Source organism: Anaerorhabdus sp., assembly GCF_036637135.1.
GTDB lineage: Bacteria > Bacillota_I > Bacilli_A > Erysipelotrichales > Erysipelotrichaceae > Anaerorhabdus.
Map to the genome: position 1 here is coordinate 12317 of NZ_JAVWNC010000025.1, position 17761 is coordinate 30077.

Genomic DNA, 17761 nt, shown 5'->3' on the forward strand with positions numbered 1-17761 from the left:
ATTCATATACATTAGTATAATTAAACTATACTATATTTAATATAAGGAGAGCTAATATATGAATATTAAGTTAGAACAGTATAAAATCTTTAATGAAGCTGCTACAACTTTGTCCTTTTCTAAAGCTGCTAGAAACCTATTTATTACGCAATCGGCAGTATCTCAGGCAATTAGTATACTTGAAAAAGAACTCCAAATACAGCTCTTTGTACGCATGAGAAAAGGGGTTACCCTTACTAAAGAAGGTGAACTTCTTTATCAAAGTATCAATCAAGCTTTAAATCTAATCACGAATGCAGAGAATCAATTATCAAATCTCAGTGATCTTAAAGAAGGAGAACTTGTACTTGCTGCAGGTGATAGTGTTAGTGAATTCTTTCTAACACCTTATTTATCGAAGTTTCATGATCTATTTCCAAACGTTGCCATCAAGGTCATTAACCGAACAAGTATCGAAATTTATGAATTATTAAAGAATGGACAAGTTGACTTAGGTTTTGTGAATTTACCTATCCATGATGAATCTTTATCTTATAACGAATGTTTTGTTATCCACGATATTTTTGTAGGAAAAAATCCTACTGATAAAGTTTATACCTACAAGGAGCTTTCTAAACTTCCACTTATTCTTTTAGAGGAATCATCCAATAGTCGTAATTACCTCAATACGCAATTCGCAAAAAACGGTATTAAACTAAATCCTCAAATGGAACTTGGAGCTCATAGTTTACTTTTAGAATGTGTTAAAGAAAGACTCGGAGTAGCCTGTGTCATTAGAGAGTTTTCATCTCGATATTTAGATAAAGAAGTATTTGAACTCAATGTTCAACCACCACTACCAAATCGAAGCATTGGCTATGCCTATCTAACAAGAAAATCACTCTCTGCACCTTCTATAAAATTTATTGAATTAATTAAACAAAAATAATCATTGTTCACCTACTTTTAACATTTGGGTGCTATGATATATTTGAGGAAGATGAAAATGAAAAATTTAATTATTTATTATTCTCTTGATGGGAATACCGAATTAATAGCGTCACTAATTGCAAGTAAAATTGAAGCGGCAACTATCCGTATTCAACCTGTAAAAGAAATTCCAACAAAAGGTTTTATGAAATATTTTTGGGGCGGGAAAAGTGTTGTGTTCAATGAGAAACCAAAAATTGTTTATCCAATTATTAACGTGAATGATTTTGATCAAATCTTCATTGGTACACCCGTTTGGAATAACTCTTATGCACCACCACTTGCAACATTCTTGCATGAAAACAAAATCGAAAATAAAAATATTATCTTGTTTGCATGTCATGGAGGAGGCGGCGCCAAGAAGACATTTGAACGATTATCCAACTTATTACAAAACAATCACATTGTTCATACAATGGAATTTAAAGATCCAATCCTTCAAAATCGTGATGAAGTAATTAATCAATTTAATATATCCATAGAAAAGAGTGAAACCAAATGATTTCACTCTTTATTTAGGATTAAACGCATTGCACTTTTCATTGCCTTTGCAACATTGGGATCATGTAATGGATCATCCGATACTTTGATACACATTACAAATCCCGCAAGAGCACTCATCAATGAGAAACTCAAATATTCACGATCTTCATTCTCATTATATATTTTTTGATTAATACCAACTTGAATTATTTGATCAAGAATTTCCGCAATAACTGGAACAAGTGTTGCCATTCTTTCTTTGTTCTTTTCTAAAAGACAGGTTGCACTTATTTTCTCTGTATGTGTTACTAACACTTCCATTGAAGAATATTTTTGTGTTCGATGAACAAAGGACAACATGAATTTTCTTAGTTTTTCTTCAAATGGTTCATCAACCGCTATCATTTTTTTAATCAAATCAACTTCAATTGAGAAGAAATACTCAATTGTTTTTTCTATGATTTCATCTTTACTACCAAAGTATTCATAAAGAGTTCCTTTGCCCATATCTGCTGCATCTGCAATATCTTGTACTCGTAACGAATTCAAATCCTTGCCTTCTTTAGCAAGTTGAAAGACTGCAGTATAAATCTTAATTTCTTTCTCTGTTGTACTCATACTTAATCCTCTTCATTTTCATCAATGACTTTGTATTTGCGATTCTTATTAAATAGTTCATACATAATAGGAACTACAAATAACGTCAACAATGTTGCGTATGATAATCCACCAATTGTTACAATTGCCATACCTTGCATCATTTCAGAACCAGTTCCAATTCCAAGTGCCATCGTTGTCATTGCTAGAATTGTAGTAAGTGCAGTCATCAAAATTGGACGTAGTCGTGCTCTACCTGTTTCAATTAAGGCTTCTCTTGTTTTGTATCCTTGAGCTCTTAGTTGATTAGCGTAATCTATGAATACTATACCATTATTTACGACAACTCCACACAATACTAGAAAACCTAGCATCGCTACAATCGATAATTCAAATCCTGTGAATAAAAGTGCCAACAATCCACCTGTGAAAGCTAATGGAATCGTGAACATTACAATAAATGGAGATAATAAACTTTGGAATTGTGCAACCATGATCATATAAATAAACGCTATCGCAAGTAAAATCATTTGAACTAGAACTACCATTGTTTCTACAATTGTTTCGTTTTCTCCATCAAATTCTAAATCAATTCCTTTAGGAAGAGATGATGTATCAATTACTTTTTCCACATCTCTTGAAACTAATGCAACATTATATCCATCTTTAATTGTTGCGGTAACTGTGATATATCTTCTACTATTATCACGATAAATACTACTCATACCACTACCATCTTCAATCGTTGCGATTTCATGCAACTTAACTTCTTTCGTTTCTGTTCCTTCTTTACCCTCAAGTATCGTTGATGAAAGTGAATCTACTGTGACTAACTCATTTCTATCTTGAACAATGACAACTGGAAATTCTTTACTATCAATTGTAAGTGTTGTACTTGTTGTTTCCTCTTTTATACCACTTGCAATGGTTTGATAGACTTGTGCTACAGTTAATCCAACTTCCATCGCTTTATTTTTATCGACAATTACACGTAATTCTTCTGTTGGTGAATCATTACCATCACTAACTTCATCAATCCCTTCAACTTCTTTTAATTGGGATGCGATGTCTTTTCCTGCATCTTTCAATTCATTTAAGTCATCACCATATAATATGATATTTATCCCACTTGAACCAAGTGCTCCCAATTCCATATTACTTGTTGAAATAGAACTTGTGATTGGTAAATCTTGAATTGAATCCAATATTTCATTTGTTAGTTTACTTATTTTCGCATCTTCTGTAGTAATGATGTAGAACGTTGTTGATTGACCAGCACTAGATGATCCACCCATCATAGAAGCAGCCATATTGTTACCTCCTGATGTTACACCCAATGTATCAATTCCTTCTAAATCTTTTACTCGAAGCATCACCTCATCATAAATCGCATAGGCATCTTTCTCTGTTGCTTCTTCATCTAACAAAGTAACATTCAATGACACTTGACCTGATTCCATTTCAGGTATTAATGTCATACCCATTTTCGTTACTGAATAACCACTCAATAGCAATAGACCAATTACACCCAACATCACAACAAGTTTATGATTTAGTGACCATTTTAATGATGAATCATAAACATGAACTAAACCTTCATACCATTTTTGTTTCTTTGTATTTTCTTTTTTCAACAACTTACTTGATAACATTGGTACAAGTGTCAACGCGATAATTAAGGAAGACATTAAACTGAACGTAATCGTTAACCCCATATCAACAAACAATTGTTTCGCAAGTCCTGTTGCAAAGACAATTGGTAAGAATACGCATACAGTTGTTAAGGTTGATGCGATGATTGCACCTGCAACTTGTTTAGCACCTTCTATTGATGCTTTGATTAATCCTACACCCTCACTTCGCAATCGATAAATGTTTTCCACAACTACAACTGAGTTATCTACTAACATACCAACCCCTAGCGCTAAACCCGATAATGAAATAATGTTTAAAGTGACACCACTAAAATACATCAGTACAAGTGAGAACATCAAACTTATTGGAATACTTAACGCAATGACAATTGTTGGTTTAATATCTTTCAAGAAGATGATAAGAATAATAATCGCAAGTATCGCTCCATATAAGAAGTTTTCTAATACCGATCCAACAATCGTATTAATATAAACCCCTTGGTCAAACAGTGTTGAAAAATGGAGTCCATCATTGTCTTCTTGCATTGCACTAAAACGTTTTGCTACATTATTACAAACTTCAGTTGTTGAGGCAGTTGATGTTTTTTGAAACGATATCATAACACCATCATTTCCATTAACTTTTGTATAAATTTCTCCTGAATTATCCACAACTTTAACTTCTGCTAAATCACTTAATCGTATCTCTTCAAGTCCATCAATATCCATTGACATCAATACTAAATTTTCTAATTCTTCCAATGATGCAAATTCATCTCCTACTTTTATAAGAATTGATGCATCATCTGAAATAATATATCCTGCAGGCATTGAAAAGTTTTCTGCTCTTAATATATTCGCTATCATATCGGGTGTGATAATACCTGTAATGTTTGCTTGTTTTAATGCTTCATCTCTAGATTCTGCAATTTTCTTAAGTCCATCTTCAATTTGCGTCTTTGCAGATTCTAATTGTGTTTTTGTATTCGCAATTGTTATCTCACCTTTTGCGAATTCTCCACCTGCAGTAATCTTACCTGCTTCTAGTTGTGTTTGAAGTTTTGTTAAATCACTTACATCTATACCTGCTTTAGTAAGCATTGCTGATGCCGCTTGCTTAACACCTTCAGCAGTTGCAATTTCGATATCAACATTACTTAGTTTAACTTTTGCATCATCATATTTTGGTGCAATACCCGCAATTTCAGTTAGCATTGTTATTGTTTGATTTGTTGCATCTAGCTGTGTTGTAACATAGGTCTTTACTTCTCCCATGTTTGAAAATACTTGTGTAATTCCAGCTTGTGTTAATAAGGCTTGAATCGTTGAATCTACTGCATCACTATCACCATAACCCATGATTGCACTACTCAAATTTTCTAGTCCTGTTTTTGCAGCATTTAACGGTATAAGTGCTGCATTAGCCGCTTGTTGTACTTGTTCTCCCGTTGCATCTGCTCCTAGTTTCAACATAGGTTTAGCTTGATCAATAGAACTCACAAGCATTTCAAATGTTGCTTTCTCAGCTTTAAGTTGTGTAATTTGTGAGTCCATGGCGATAAGATTTGTTGCTGCTTGTTGAAGTTGTACCGTTGCTTTGGCTAATTCCTCTGTAGTTTGTGTTTTAGCACTTCCTAAATCTGTTTCCCCTTGTTTTATTTTATCTAGTCCTTCATTAACTTCTTTAAGACTATCTCTTAGTTCTCGTTCAGCCTTCGCAAGTTCACCATTGACACTTGCTAATACTTTATTATTAATATCATTGATTTTATCTTGATCCAAAACAACTTGTACTGTTTCTTCAAGTAATCCTGTTGGATCTACTGATGCTACACCTTTTGTTTTCTCCAATTCAGGAATAACTTTATCATCAACAAATTGGCTTAATGTTTTTAAATCCATTCCTTCATAATCTACTGTTGCCATCATGATGGGCATCATATTTGGATTTATCGCGAGTAAAGTAGGTGTTGATACCGTTTCATCAAAATATCCCTTTACTAAATCAACCTTTGCATTCAAGTCGATCATTGCTGTATCCATATTTGTATCATCTGCGAATTGTAAAATAACCAAGGATAGATTATCACTTGATACTGAACTCATATTCACTAAATTTTCAGTTGTCCCAATTGATGATTCTAATACTTTGGTCAAACTATTTTCTACTTTTTCTGTACTAGCACCTGGATAACTTGTGTAGACAACAACATAGGGTAATTCCATCTTTGGTAATAAATCCGTTGTCGAATTCATAAATGAAATAACACCTAACAATAAAACCATAACTACCCCTACAATAACTGTATAAGGTCTCTTTACACTATATTTAGAGAACATAATAAACTCCTATCGCTTACCGACCGACCAGTCGGTCACATGATAATTATACATTCCGTTTTTGATAAGTCAACCAAATTAAAAGCTGATTTTCATCAGCTAAATTAAGTTAAATTCTTTAAAAGCATGTTCGATGCCATCTTGATCGACATCCTTTGTAATGTAGTCAGCAATATCTTTAACTTCTTGGCATGCATTTCCCATTGCAATGCCTGGATTGCATTCTTGAATCATTTCATAATCATTCATGCTATCTCCTATTCCAATAGCATCATCTAATGATTGATTATGGTGTTCTACAACTCTCTTTATTGCATCTGCTTTGTTACACCCTGCACTAAAGATTTCTACTTCTATCATTTCATTAGGTCCCTTTACTGTATAAGCAAGGTTGAATTTAGAACCCAACTCTTTTCTCATACGCTCAATTACATCTACCTCTGTAGAATAGAAAGAAACCTTAAATATCTCATCATCTTCAAATTCATCAAGCCATTTCATACCTAACTCATTTGCAACCTCATCCCAAGTAGTACCAAACGAGTTTGATTTCATTGCTTCCATAAATTGTATAGCTCCAAGTTTAGAATTGTAGTTGTATTCTTTTCCTTCTAATACATAACCACAATGATTTTGATCACATACATTTTGTACATGTTTTATCTCATCTTTAGATAGTGTTTTTTCAAACAAAACTGAATCACCTATTTTAATATACGACCCACCAGCACACACAAATCCCGAAAGTGAATACTGAAAGAATCGTTTCATTGAACTTGTAGGTCTCCCCGTACACAAATAAACGCAATGTCCATTTTCAATTGCTTGATTAATTGCATCTAAAGTAGATTGTGGTACTTCATTGTTCTTTGGATTTAAAAATGTTCCATCAATATCTAAGAATATATGTTTCATATTTACCTACCTTTATGCAACAAATTATACTTGAAATCTTGATGAATTCATAGATAGGAAATCTTTACTAAATTGTATCAGAAAAAAACCTTGGAATTTTCCAAGGTTTCTATTTAGCAATAAAATAAATAATGAAGATAATATCAAGTACCCATACAATCCATTTAATATCTTTGATTTTTCCTGATCCTATGTTTGCGAGTGTATAAACTATAAATCCAACCGCGATACCATCTGATATTGAATAACAAAGTAACATCATAATAATAGTAATGAACGAAGAAGCTGCAACACTAACATCAGCCCACTCAATATCACGCACTTGTTGAACCATGAGGATACCAACAGTAATCAATGCTGGCGCTGTTACAGCACTTGTAACAACCGATAATAATGGTGAGAAGAAGATAGATAAGAAGAAGAGTACTCCTGTTACACAAGCAGTAAGACCTGTTCTTCCTCCAGCTGCAACCCCTGATCCTGACTCAACAAATGAAGTTACAGTAGATGTCCCCATTACTGAACCAAAGATTGTTCCAACTGAATCTGCTAATAAAGCTTTTTCAATATTTTCCATTTCCCCTTCTTCATTAACTAGACCAATATCATTCCCTACTGCAACTAATGTTCCAGCTGTATCAAAGAAGTCTACGAATAAGAATGAGAAGATAATTACAATTGCTGCAGGACTCGCAAATAATTCTTGGAATCCAGATGTAAATGCCATGAAGGTAGGCATTTGCAAATCAAATGAAATTAATGCAGTAGGTAATGCAGGTAAACTTGCACCAAATCCCGCAAGCCCCATAATAACACCAACCACAGCAGTTCCTAATAATCCCCAGAATACTGCAGCATTAACTTTTCTTGTAAGTAATACGATTGTTAATAATAGACCGAATACAGCTAATAAAACTGAAGGATCTTTTAAGTTTCCTAATGCTACAAATGTTGCTTCACTTGCAACAATGATTCCAGCATTTTTAAATCCGATAAATGCTATGAAAAATCCAATACCTGCACCAATCGCTAATTTCATATTCTTAGGAATTGAATTAATAATTGTTTTACGAATTCCTGTAACTGAAATAAGTAAGAAAACAATACCTGATACAAATACAGCCGCAAGACCTGCTTGCCAAGATAATCCCATAACCCCAATAGGACCACAAACAGTAAATGCAAATAAAGCATTAACACCCATCCCTGGAGCAAGAGCTACTGGATAATTTGCTAAAACCCCCATAATGATTGATGCAATACCTGATGAAATTGCTGTTGCTAAGAATACAGATTGAAATGACATCCCTGTCGCAGATAGAATATCTGGATTAACAAATAGAATGTATGCCATCGCTAAGAATGTAGTAACCCCTGCAATGATTTCTGTTTTTACATTTGTTTTCTTCTCTTTAAGTTTAAATAATTTTTCTAACATTTTTTCCCCTTTTCTATATGCCAACCAAATAAAAAAGCTACCCGACAAGAATACTTAAAAAAGTATTCCTCGTAGTTAGAAGATTTATGGCCTTCTTGTAGATACGCTTCTCCCCTATCGAAAAGCTTATACGTGGTAGACATTACTTTAATATAATATATTAAAACGATTAAAAGAGAAAGTTTTTTTTAAAGTTTTATTGAACAATTTGAATCATCATCTTTAAAATACATTTCTAATTTATCTTTAACCATAAAGAAAATAAACTTGAAGACAAAGAATACCAATAAGGCTCCTGCTACATTAAGAATGATATCATCGACATCTGCTGTCCCCATATTACTATAGTGTTGAAAAATCTCAACTCCTGAAACCATAACAAAGATAGTAAAAGTAAAGATGAAGATATTATGAAACTTCTTACTCCACAATGGCAACAGTAAACCCATTGGTGCAAACAAGATCGCATTCCCAACTAAATTACCAAAAGCTTTTAGATTATTCTCATCGCGCATCGTAACAAAGAATTTTTTAATTGTATTAAATGGTATTTTATTCACGTAATGAACCGATGATCTAGTAAAAAAGAAACCATCCAAAAACAATACAGCACATAGAAATCCAAGATAATATAACAATAAAAATAATACAAATACCTTAAATAAACGAATACGAATTCGGTTATTCTTTGCATAAAACACTTCTATAGAAGCAGCTACCATATAGATACCAACGCTCGCAATTACAATACCCATTTGTTTATATATACTTATATCATCATGACTTTTAAACCAATATAAATTTGTGATAATAAAAATTAGAAATAATGGGAGAGTGATCAATCTTTTAAACTTATTCATACAGTTCACCTCGTTTTTGTATTTTATCACTTTATTTTACCGAATACAAACCACTGACAAAAACAAAGAAGTGATATAAAATGAAGATGGTGATGAAAATGACGAAAGAAACAATACAAATTTATATAAATAATGAACCCATCGAATGTATTCCAACTAATTTAGGATTAACGAATGATATATATAAAGCAACATTTATGGATAAACCAGTTGCGATTCGTATTCCAAAAGAAGAAACTAAAGATTTGAGTACTTTTGATAATGAGCATTATGTTCTACCCTTAATTAAGGATCTTGATTTAGATGCTCATGAATTATACTATAATCCTGAAACAAGAATACGCATTACGCAATGGATAGACAATGCTATAGAATTCAAAGATTGTGTTATGGAAGATAAAATCAAAAAGAGTGCACAGCTTATCAAGCGTTTGCACGATGCAAAAATCGTAACGAACAATGAATTTGATTGTATTTCATTACTCTACGAATATCGTAATAAAGTAACACATTTATTACATCCAATTGATGATTACTTTACTATTGCCAATGAAGTACGCAACATTCATAATCCTCATATTCTTTGTCACAATGATTTAGTAAGTGGTAATCTTCTATTTGCAGAAGATCGTGATTATCTCATTGATTATGAGTATGCTAAAGATAATGATCCATTATTTGATATTATGAGTTTTATTACCGAGAATAATATTGTGGATAAAAGTCAACGCCAACAATTCTATGATGCCTACTTTGGTAAAGAACCTGATGATCAAGTAAAAAAAGAATTATTTACGTTTGAAAAATTTCATAATTTATTATGGTGTACCTGGGCAAACATGATGTTTAATTTATTTAACGAAGAAGTTTATAAAGACATTGCGAATGAAAAGTATGTTGCACTACTTCATAACATAAAAACAGGAGATTCTATTTAGAATCTCCTGTTTCTTTTGATTGTGCTAGAATATCAAGCAAGATATCTTCTCCTGCAGCTCCAGGTAAATATCCAAGCAATGTACCATCTGTACGATATACAAATGATGTTGGATATGAATTAACACCATACAATTGAGAAACTTCACCAGTTTCATCAAATAAGAAAGTCATTTCATCATAACCATTCTCTTGTATAAATTTCTTAATACCTTCAGCATTAGTTTCTTGTCCATATCCAGGACGAGTCACAACTAATACTTTCATACCTTCATTTTCGCTTTGAAGTTTTTGTAATATTGGTAATTCTTGTTTACAATATCCACACCATGTCGCAAAGAATGTAACGAAGATAGAATCACCCTCATAATCTTTTAATGAGTGCTCTACACCATTTTGATCTTTCAATGTAAATCCATAAAGATCCATTTCCTTTTCGCTTGATGGTTGACTTTCATCAGTCACATTAGGGGTACTTGGTTTTGCACCACTCTTTTGTAAATCTACAATTTCTTGAGATGATGTTATCACCATCCACAATCCCATAATAAGAATGATTGCACCACCAATTTTAACTGTATACTTGATGATATTTTGATTCTTTTTTAATAAATTTAATACTTCTTCAGTAAATAAGCCTAGTACTAAGAATGTAACAATAAATCCAGCTGCATAAGCAAGAATATATAAATTACCCATCATTGTACTCGATGCACTTGCAGCCATAATTAACGCTGATGATAACATCGGTCCAATACATGGTGTCCATGCAAAACTAAAGAAGAAACCTAAGAGAAATGCTTTTACATAATTCATTGATTTTAAATCTAAGTTAATTGGTAAACGATACTCACCACTTAATAATGGAAATGATAATATATTTAAATGAATGCATCCAAATACAATTAAGATCATGCCACCTATCATTGATAAAACCAATTGATACTCAAGGAAGAAATCCTTGAATGCAGTTATCGAAATACCTGCAATAAAAAATACTGTTGAAACTCCAAGTACAAAGAATAAGGTCGTAAAGAAAACTTTTGATCGTTTATATACTACATTACCTTCTTCATCAATACTTTTTGCTTCAGACGTTAAATACCCAATATAAAGTGGGATTAACGGTAATACACAAGGAGAAAAGAAAGATAAAATTCCTTCTAAAAACATTGCGAATATCGTTACTTGTGATCCCATGTGTCACGCTCCTAACTACTATCTTAAAAATGCGAAATACAATAATACAATAACTCCTAGAATAATTCGATAATAACCAAATACTTTGAAGTCATGTTTACGAATATAAGACATAAATGTTTTAATTGCGATGATAGATACAATAAACGCTGTAACCATCCCTACTAAAAGAATTAATATACCCGTAAAATCTAAAGCCATTTTAAGTTTGATTAATTTCAATAAACTTGCACCAAACATCATTGGTATAGCAAGAAAGAATGAAAACTCTGCCGCAACAGGACGAGCACAACCCAAAAGCACTGCACCTAGAATTGTTGCGCCACTACGTGATGTACCAGGTATTAATGCTAACACTTGGAAAACACCAATCAGTGCTGCTGTTTTATAATCAATTTGTCCTAAAGTTGAAATCTTATCTTGTTTCTTTCTTGATTCAATCCACAAGAATGCAAACCCATAAATAATTAAAGTAATCGCCACTGTAACTGAGTTGTATAGATATGAATCAATCATATCATCAAATAACAATCCAATGATTGCCGCAGGAACAGCTGCAATTGCAACCTTAATCCATAAGTTAATTGTATCTTGGAAATGGTTTGGATTTTTTCTATTCTTACTAAATGGATTTAACTTTGAAAAATATAATAATAAAACTGCTAAGATACTACCAAACTGAATAACCACCATAAACATATCAACAAATTCTTTGTTGATTACTTGATCTGCATAGACTGTTAGTGGTAAAAAATCATTTACGAGAATCATATGTCCCGTACTACTTATCGGTAACCATTCTGTAATTCCTTGAACGATACCGAGTATAATTGCCTTAATAAATTCAAATATGAACATACTCTCACCTCTTCATACTTGGATATTATACCATATCCATCATCATTACTTCTTACAATTCTGTAATCTTTATTTTCTATAGTTTTCTGTAAGTTGAGTTACCTTTTTAAGTAAAACCAATGCAATCACTGCCCCCGATATTCCTTGAATAATATTTGCAGGTACAGCAGATAAGGAAACAAGTGCATCACCATACATTCCCCATTCAACTAGGAAATACCCAGTAACCATGATTGCTGCAGCACCAATATAAGCTATCCATTTTGCTTTACTACCAAATTTAATAAACATATAAGAAACAAATACTGCCTCGGTTCCTTTAATAATCAATGTAGGAATTGCATATTGTGCATAACCTCCGATTACATCAGCTAATGCACTACCAATACCACCTACCACAAATGCATAGAATGGATTAAGTACAGCACTAAACAACATCAACATTGAATCGCCTAAATTAAAGTAACCTCCCAGACTATTTGGAACTTTAATATACATTGTTGTAACAAATACCAATGCTGCAGCTAAACCTGTTAATGTAATTTCCTTAATATTTTTATTCATTTTCATTCTCCCCCAATTGAAATGCTTCTATACTTTGTGCAATATCTTTTGAACATGTTACTCGAACTATCTTACCATGTTCATCATCACTTAAAAACTCAATTGTTGCATTTTGTTTTAAGTTTTGAATCATTGATAATTGATCATATGGAATTAAGCAAGTTACAGTGACTTCATTAGGATATAATTTTTCTTCAATTGTTTGAAGTAATTCCAATATCCCTTCTCCAGTTTTACAGGAAATATATACTCCATCTGTTTTGTCTCTATCAATTGCATTATCAACTTTGTTATACACTTTGATAACAGGAATATTATTAGCTTCAATTCTTTTCAAAGTATCTTCAGTTGCTTTTTCAAACACTTCGTAACGTTCATTTGAACAATCAATTACATGCAATAAAAGTGTTGCTTCTTTAGCAGCTGCTAGTGTACTCTTGAATGCTTCAATTAGTTCTGTTGGTAAATTCGATACAAATCCAACCGTATCAAAAAGTAAGAATTCTTTCTTACTAGCAAAGTTAACTTTTCTTACACTTGTATCTAATGTCGCAAACAACATGTCTTTTTCCATTACTTGTTTGTCTTCATTTGCATCATTAATTTTTAATATACGATTCATTAATGATGATTTACCGGCATTCGTATAACCAACAAGCGCAATCATAGGTAACTTTGATTTAAGTCGTTGTTGTTTTTGAATTTGCGATTGTGTATCAAGTGAACTCAATTCTTTTTTCAATTGACTTATTCTTCTTACAATATCACGTCGATTCAATTCGAGTTTCGTTTCGCCTTTACCTTTATTCTTTACATCACTACCACCACGTTGTTGATCAGATGATGTATCACTCAAAGCCAAGCGAGGTAATTCATATTGTAAAGTAGCCATTTCCACTTGGATTTGCGCTTCTTTAGTTCGTGCTCTTTTCGCAAATATTTCCAAAATTATCCCTGTACGGTCCAATACTTCAGTTTCTAATGCTTCCGTTATATGACTAACTTGTGATGCTGATAAACGATTTAAAAACACGACCTTGTCTATATCTTGTTGATGCGTAATTTCACTTATTTCTACTAATTTTCCACTACCTACACAGGTCTGGCGATCAGTGTAATCCATATTTTGCGTAATAACTTGAACTACATCGTAATTACAAGCTTGACATAATCCAATACATTCATCCAGCTGATCTTGAAAAGATTCTTGAACTTTTAATGTATTTACTCCTACTAAAATTACTGTTTCCATTGTTGCTCTCCTATTCAATTTTTTAGTATACTACGAAGTATACGCAAAAACTACTTTAACTATATCGCAAGGAATGACATAAAAACTAAAAAAACCAGTAAAATAAGCACTTTATGTCATTTTTATGCTTTACTTTCCTAGAATTGTGCTAAAATTAATTCATGGAGGATATATTATATTATGGCAGATGTAAAAACAAAAAAAATATTCGCAGAAGAACTTGCAGGGGAACTTGGACTTACTAAGAAAGACGCTACTGAGGCTGTTAACTTCCTTTTTGCTCAAATGACTAAAACATTGAAAAAAGGTGGAACAGTTGACATTAATGGGTTTGGTAAATTCACAGTTAAGAAAAGAGCTGCTCGTACAGGAATCAATCCATTAACAAAAGAAAAAATCAAAATTAAAGCTACAAAAGTTCCTGCATTCAAAGCATCTAAAACATTAAAAGATATCGTTAAATAATTTAACAAAGAAGTTGTAATGATTCATCGTTACAACTTCTTTTATTTCTTTCAAATGAGCATAGAAAAAGTGGTCTAAGTTATTCAGTCTAGACCACTTTGTTTTTACAATATTCCAACTACCAATTTTTTGATGTCTCTCAATTTGGTTTCTACTTTTTAGTTTATTACTAATGAAGTAAATTACCAGCCACCACCTGATGTACCGCCAAATCCACCGCCAGAGAATCCTCCGCCTCCGAAGCCGCCGCCAGTTCCACCAAATCCTCCACCGCCGAAGCCACCACCTCGACCCTCACCAGCACTAACTGGTGGAATAGGATGTTGCACTGAACTCATATGTGATGTCATTGTATGAATCATATGATAGTGCATAAATGGATAATATGTTGAACCTACATACCAAGTTGGTGCAGGTATTTCTAAATCTTTAAAGTGTTCACTCCAAACATCACTTAGCCCTAGTGCATAAGCATAAGGTAATATGTTGTAGAAGTATTGTGGATCATTTCTAACTAACATATCTAAACGATCTTTTTCAGCGACTAATATAAATTCTTTTAACCCTAATATTTGTCCATAAAGTTTTAATCCTTGTGGTGTACGTTTCAACATAAAATTAGAAATAATACAAATCGCAACTGTAATTAATATACTAATTAAGAAGAGCATTGTATGATCCAATCCAAGGACCGCATATAATCCAAAAGAGATTAAGCTTGTCATCACTACAAGAATGAATCCCGCTACTACAAGCCCGTATTTACTTACACCTGCTGCATTCCATTTTTGTACACCTATATTTTGTAATACACATCCCAGTGTTGTAAGTATAAGAATAATTATAAGTGCAAAGAATGCACCTAAAGCACTATAGAAGTAAGAATAAATAGCTAACGCTGTATATAGTGCGATTGGTAATCCCGCAATACAACCAACTATTGTTCTTAGTACAAATGAATTTGAGGTATAGATACGATTCTTTTTCATCTCAAAATAATTCTTAACTGAACTCTTCGTATTCATAAACGTTTCATATATGTCACCAGATAATTCTGTTGTTGTCACAACATCTCTATTCTTAAACATACCTAGAAAGAATGTTTTCTCATAGAAATGACTATTATCATCTATATCTTTTACTTTTGTAATTTGTAAATCATCTTTTAATTCTGTTATTGTAATGTACCCTTTGTTTGCCCAATCAAAGATTAAGGATACTACATCTTGATTATCAACTGAACCATCAATGATATATCCCACACCAGCGCTTGTAACACCCCTAGGAGCTGTAAACTCAACTGTCTTGACTACTTGGCTATCTTTTCCATATTTAAAGAATAAGAATACCGCAAGCGCCAATAACACAATACTAAATCCAAAGATTAAGAAAATCGAATTTGTGAACGTTGGATATACAAAATAATTTTCAGGTAAATCCAATTTAATGGTGATTGCAGTACCACGCGATATCACACCATTATATGAACCCTCAATCACATTACCATTTACTGTATATGACAATGCATCACTCACTTCTTGTCCATCTGTATAGAAATAAAGTTGACTCTCATCAAACTCCTTTGGCATTGTCACTTTGAAATTCACATGATTGATATTCGTATCCCATGTATCTGAGATAATATTGTAATAAAATGTTTGTATCCCATTTATTCCTAAATCCTTTGAATGAACATCATACGAAACAGCATATGTTTCATATTCATTTGCATATGAATCTCCATCACCTAAACGAATACTAACACCATTATCCGATGAGTCTGTTTCATAATCATGATATGACAATACATCAATATTGTTGATTGGAAAGAAATAATCCCTCACAACTTTTTCACCATCAACATTCCAAGTAACATCATTATAAAATGTCGACATATTCAAATAGATTCCATGAAGACGTTGATTAAAATGCACATCTAATGTCTCTGTGATGCTATATGTTCCATCTTCTTTTACATCTATATTCACATCATAATTATCTATATCAAAACCTTCTTTAGCATATACAGGTTGAACAAATAACCCCACAAAGAATATTGAACATATGACAATCAATATTTTTTTTAATTTAATCATACTACCTCCTAAAATTAAAATACCGCTTTCGCGATATTTTAGAATTGTACTTTTACATTTTCGCGTTGTACTTCATCCGTTACAACAAACATAGGTTGTTTCTTAAATCCGAAAATTGAAGCAACAAGATTACTAGGGAATGTTTCACAACGTGTATTAAATTCTTTAACGACTCCATTGTAATATTTTCTTGAGTTCGCAATCTCTTCTTCCATTTGTTTGATTTGAGTTTGTAATTCAATGAAATTTTGATTTGCTTTTAAATCAGGATAACTTTCCGTTAATGCAAACAAACGTCCCAACACTCCTGATAAACCTTTTTCAGCTTCGATCTTACCTTCAATAGTAGTAGCAGATGCCGCTTTATTTCTTGCGCTTATAACAGCCTCAAGTGTTTCACTTTCATGTTTAGCATAACCTTTAACAGTTTCAACTAAATTTGGAATCATATCATAACGTTTCTTAAGATATACATCCATTGTCGAGAATGCTTCCTCAACTTTATTTTTCCAAGTAATAAATGAGTTATATGAAGATATAGCCCAAACAAGAATAACCGCAACAATAATACCAATAATAATCCAAGTCATAGTTTTCTCTCCTTTTACTTATTTATTATAGCACAATTAGGTATGAATTATAGTTATTCTTAAGATTTGTCACCATGTTAATTCATTGACTAAGCTATTCAATTAAGATATAGTATACTTACTCCAAATAACGGGGTTGTCATGGTTTCGACAGGTTTAAGTTTGATTTGAACTGCAGTGGAGTGGTGACCTAATCACCAAACAAAAATAACTGGAAATAACAGATTATCATTTGCTGCTTAATTGCCTAAATACTGGCGCAGCATCCCTAGCTTAAAATTGTCATTAGTTTTAAATTAGCGTATTCATAATGAATAAGGTGAAGCCTTGCTTGGTGGTGGATCCCGACAATACTTACAAGCAAATTCAATCTTTGTTGGCTCGCTCCACTTGATTGTCTTACTGATAGCGAGATAAACTGTAGACGTTCAAATGTGGGACTACTCTTGGACAGGGGTTCGACTCCCCTCAGCTCCACCAAATTAAAACAAAGCCTTGTATTAGGCTTTTTTTATTTTATTAGTTTTTGAATTTTTGTATTTATATTATTACCATACAAATAAT

At 32.6% G+C, this 17761-nt stretch carries 15 protein-coding genes, 1 other RNA gene and 1 riboswitch; of the genes, 5 read left to right on the forward strand and 11 right to left on the reverse strand.

The genetic code is table 11. From position 1 onward, the window contains the following. Window positions 1-58: 58 nt before the first annotated feature. On the forward strand, window positions 59-928 hold the full coding sequence (locus RR643_RS06225) for a LysR family transcriptional regulator (protein ID WP_332482701.1): 870 nt from the start codon (window positions 59-61) through the stop codon (window positions 926-928). A gap of 57 nt (window positions 929-985) precedes the next feature. Continuing rightward, the gene (locus RR643_RS06230; RefSeq protein ID WP_332482702.1) at window positions 986-1471 is read left to right on the forward strand and encodes a flavodoxin family protein; all 486 of its coding nucleotides are present in this window, start codon (window positions 986-988) and stop codon (window positions 1469-1471) included. 2 nt (window positions 1472-1473) lie between these two features. Here the strand turns inward: RR643_RS06230 and RR643_RS06235 are convergent, their stop codons facing one another. The 5 genes from RR643_RS06235 to RR643_RS06255 form a co-directional block, all read right to left on the reverse strand. Beyond that, the gene (locus tag RR643_RS06235) at window positions 1474-2070 is read right to left on the reverse strand and encodes a TetR/AcrR family transcriptional regulator (protein WP_332482703.1); all 597 of its coding nucleotides are present in this window, start codon (window positions 2068-2070) and stop codon (window positions 1474-1476) included. Between the two features lie 2 nt (window positions 2071-2072). Continuing rightward, the gene (locus RR643_RS06240) at window positions 2073-6023 is read right to left on the reverse strand and encodes an efflux RND transporter permease subunit (protein ID WP_332482704.1); all 3951 of its coding nucleotides are present in this window, start codon (window positions 6021-6023) and stop codon (window positions 2073-2075) included. Window positions 6024-6122: 99 nt separating this feature from the next. Continuing rightward, entirely contained in the window at window positions 6123-6938 is an 816-nt protein-coding gene (locus tag RR643_RS06245; protein WP_332482705.1) for an HAD family hydrolase, read from the reverse strand. Between the two features lie 109 nt (window positions 6939-7047). Continuing rightward, window positions 7048-8376 carry an NCS2 family permease gene (locus RR643_RS06250; protein WP_332469814.1) on the reverse strand — a complete coding sequence of 443 codons (1329 nt, stop codon included), beginning with the start codon at window positions 8374-8376 and terminating at the stop codon, window positions 7048-7050. A gap of 52 nt (window positions 8377-8428) precedes the next feature. Next, window positions 8429-8530: riboswitch (purine riboswitch) on the reverse strand. 34 nt (window positions 8531-8564) lie between these two features. After that, window positions 8565-9236, reverse strand: coding sequence for a VanZ family protein (locus RR643_RS06255; RefSeq protein WP_332469813.1), 672 nt, complete (start codon window positions 9234-9236; stop codon window positions 8565-8567). A 92-nt stretch (window positions 9237-9328) separates the two neighbouring features. Here RR643_RS06255 and RR643_RS06260 point away from each other — a divergent pair, with 92 nt between their 5' ends. Further along, window positions 9329-10174 carry a choline kinase family protein gene (locus RR643_RS06260; protein WP_332482706.1) on the forward strand — a complete coding sequence of 282 codons (846 nt, stop codon included), beginning with the start codon at window positions 9329-9331 and terminating at the stop codon, window positions 10172-10174. On the opposite strand, the gene RR643_RS06265 is transcribed toward RR643_RS06260, so the two are convergent. From RR643_RS06265 to hflX, 4 genes are all read right to left on the reverse strand, one after another. Next, entirely contained in the window at window positions 10167-11372 is a 1206-nt protein-coding gene (locus RR643_RS06265) for a cytochrome c biogenesis protein/redoxin (protein WP_332469811.1), read from the reverse strand. The two genes, RR643_RS06260 and RR643_RS06265, sit on opposite strands and share 8 nt — an antisense overlap. A gap of 18 nt (window positions 11373-11390) precedes the next feature. Beyond that, window positions 11391-12230: an undecaprenyl-diphosphate phosphatase gene (locus tag RR643_RS06270; protein ID WP_332469810.1), complete on the reverse strand. Its 840-nt coding sequence runs from the start codon at window positions 12228-12230 to the stop codon at window positions 11391-11393. A gap of 69 nt (window positions 12231-12299) precedes the next feature. Next, on the reverse strand, window positions 12300-12794 hold the full coding sequence (locus RR643_RS06275) for an ECF transporter S component (protein WP_332469809.1): 495 nt from the start codon (window positions 12792-12794) through the stop codon (window positions 12300-12302). Next, window positions 12787-14046, reverse strand: coding sequence for a GTPase HflX (hflX, locus tag RR643_RS06280; RefSeq protein ID WP_332472519.1), 1260 nt, complete (start codon window positions 14044-14046; stop codon window positions 12787-12789). Before hflX ends, RR643_RS06275 begins: the two co-directional genes overlap by 8 nt. A 180-nt stretch (window positions 14047-14226) precedes the next feature. Here hflX and RR643_RS06285 point away from each other — a divergent pair, with 180 nt between their 5' ends. After that, window positions 14227-14511, forward strand: a complete 285-nt coding sequence (locus RR643_RS06285) for an HU family DNA-binding protein (RefSeq protein WP_332469807.1) — start codon at window positions 14227-14229, stop codon at window positions 14509-14511. 182 nt (window positions 14512-14693) lie between these two features. Here the strand turns inward: RR643_RS06285 and RR643_RS06290 are convergent, their stop codons facing one another. Next, complete coding sequence (locus tag RR643_RS06290) at window positions 14694-16607, reverse strand: DUF2207 domain-containing protein (RefSeq protein ID WP_332482707.1); 1914 nt, start codon at window positions 16605-16607, stop codon at window positions 14694-14696. Window positions 16608-16645: 38 nt separating this feature from the next. Next, window positions 16646-17197 (reverse strand): LemA family protein, encoded by a 552-nt coding sequence (locus tag RR643_RS06295; protein ID WP_332469805.1) that lies wholly within the window; start codon window positions 17195-17197, stop codon window positions 16646-16648. A 132-nt stretch (window positions 17198-17329) separates the two neighbouring features. Between RR643_RS06295 and ssrA the strand changes: the two genes are divergently transcribed. Further along, window positions 17330-17677: a transfer-messenger RNA gene (gene ssrA / locus RR643_RS06300) on the forward strand. Window positions 17678-17761: the final 84 nt, after the last annotated feature.

Coding starts and splice junctions, on each gene's coding strand:
- RR643_RS06290 (WP_332482707.1), bottom strand. CDS start 16,607: ATGATTAAATTAAAAAAAATATTGATTGTCATATGTTCAATATTCTTT.
- RR643_RS06225 (WP_332482701.1), top strand. CDS start 59: ATGAATATTAAGTTAGAACAGTATAAAATCTTTAATGAAGCTGCTACA.
- RR643_RS06230 (WP_332482702.1), top strand. CDS start 986: ATGAAAAATTTAATTATTTATTATTCTCTTGATGGGAATACCGAATTA.
- RR643_RS06265 (WP_332469811.1), bottom strand. CDS start 11,372: ATGGGATCACAAGTAACGATATTCGCAATGTTTTTAGAAGGAATTTTA.
- RR643_RS06255 (WP_332469813.1), bottom strand. CDS start 9,236: ATGAATAAGTTTAAAAGATTGATCACTCTCCCATTATTTCTAATTTTT.
- RR643_RS06235 (WP_332482703.1), bottom strand. CDS start 2,070: ATGAGTACAACAGAGAAAGAAATTAAGATTTATACTGCAGTCTTTCAA.
- RR643_RS06240 (WP_332482704.1), bottom strand. CDS start 6,023: ATGTTCTCTAAATATAGTGTAAAGAGACCTTATACAGTTATTGTAGGG.
- RR643_RS06245 (WP_332482705.1), bottom strand. CDS start 6,938: ATGAAACATATATTCTTAGATATTGATGGAACATTTTTAAATCCAAAG.
- RR643_RS06260 (WP_332482706.1), top strand. CDS start 9,329: ATGAAAATGACGAAAGAAACAATACAAATTTATATAAATAATGAACCC.
- RR643_RS06285 (WP_332469807.1), top strand. CDS start 14,227: ATGGCAGATGTAAAAACAAAAAAAATATTCGCAGAAGAACTTGCAGGG.
- RR643_RS06270 (WP_332469810.1), bottom strand. CDS start 12,230: ATGTTCATATTTGAATTTATTAAGGCAATTATACTCGGTATCGTTCAA.
- RR643_RS06250 (WP_332469814.1), bottom strand. CDS start 8,376: ATGTTAGAAAAATTATTTAAACTTAAAGAGAAGAAAACAAATGTAAAA.
- RR643_RS06295 (WP_332469805.1), bottom strand. CDS start 17,197: ATGACTTGGATTATTATTGGTATTATTGTTGCGGTTATTCTTGTTTGG.
- RR643_RS06275 (WP_332469809.1), bottom strand. CDS start 12,794: ATGAATAAAAATATTAAGGAAATTACATTAACAGGTTTAGCTGCAGCA.
- hflX (WP_332472519.1), bottom strand. CDS start 14,046: ATGGAAACAGTAATTTTAGTAGGAGTAAATACATTAAAAGTTCAAGAA.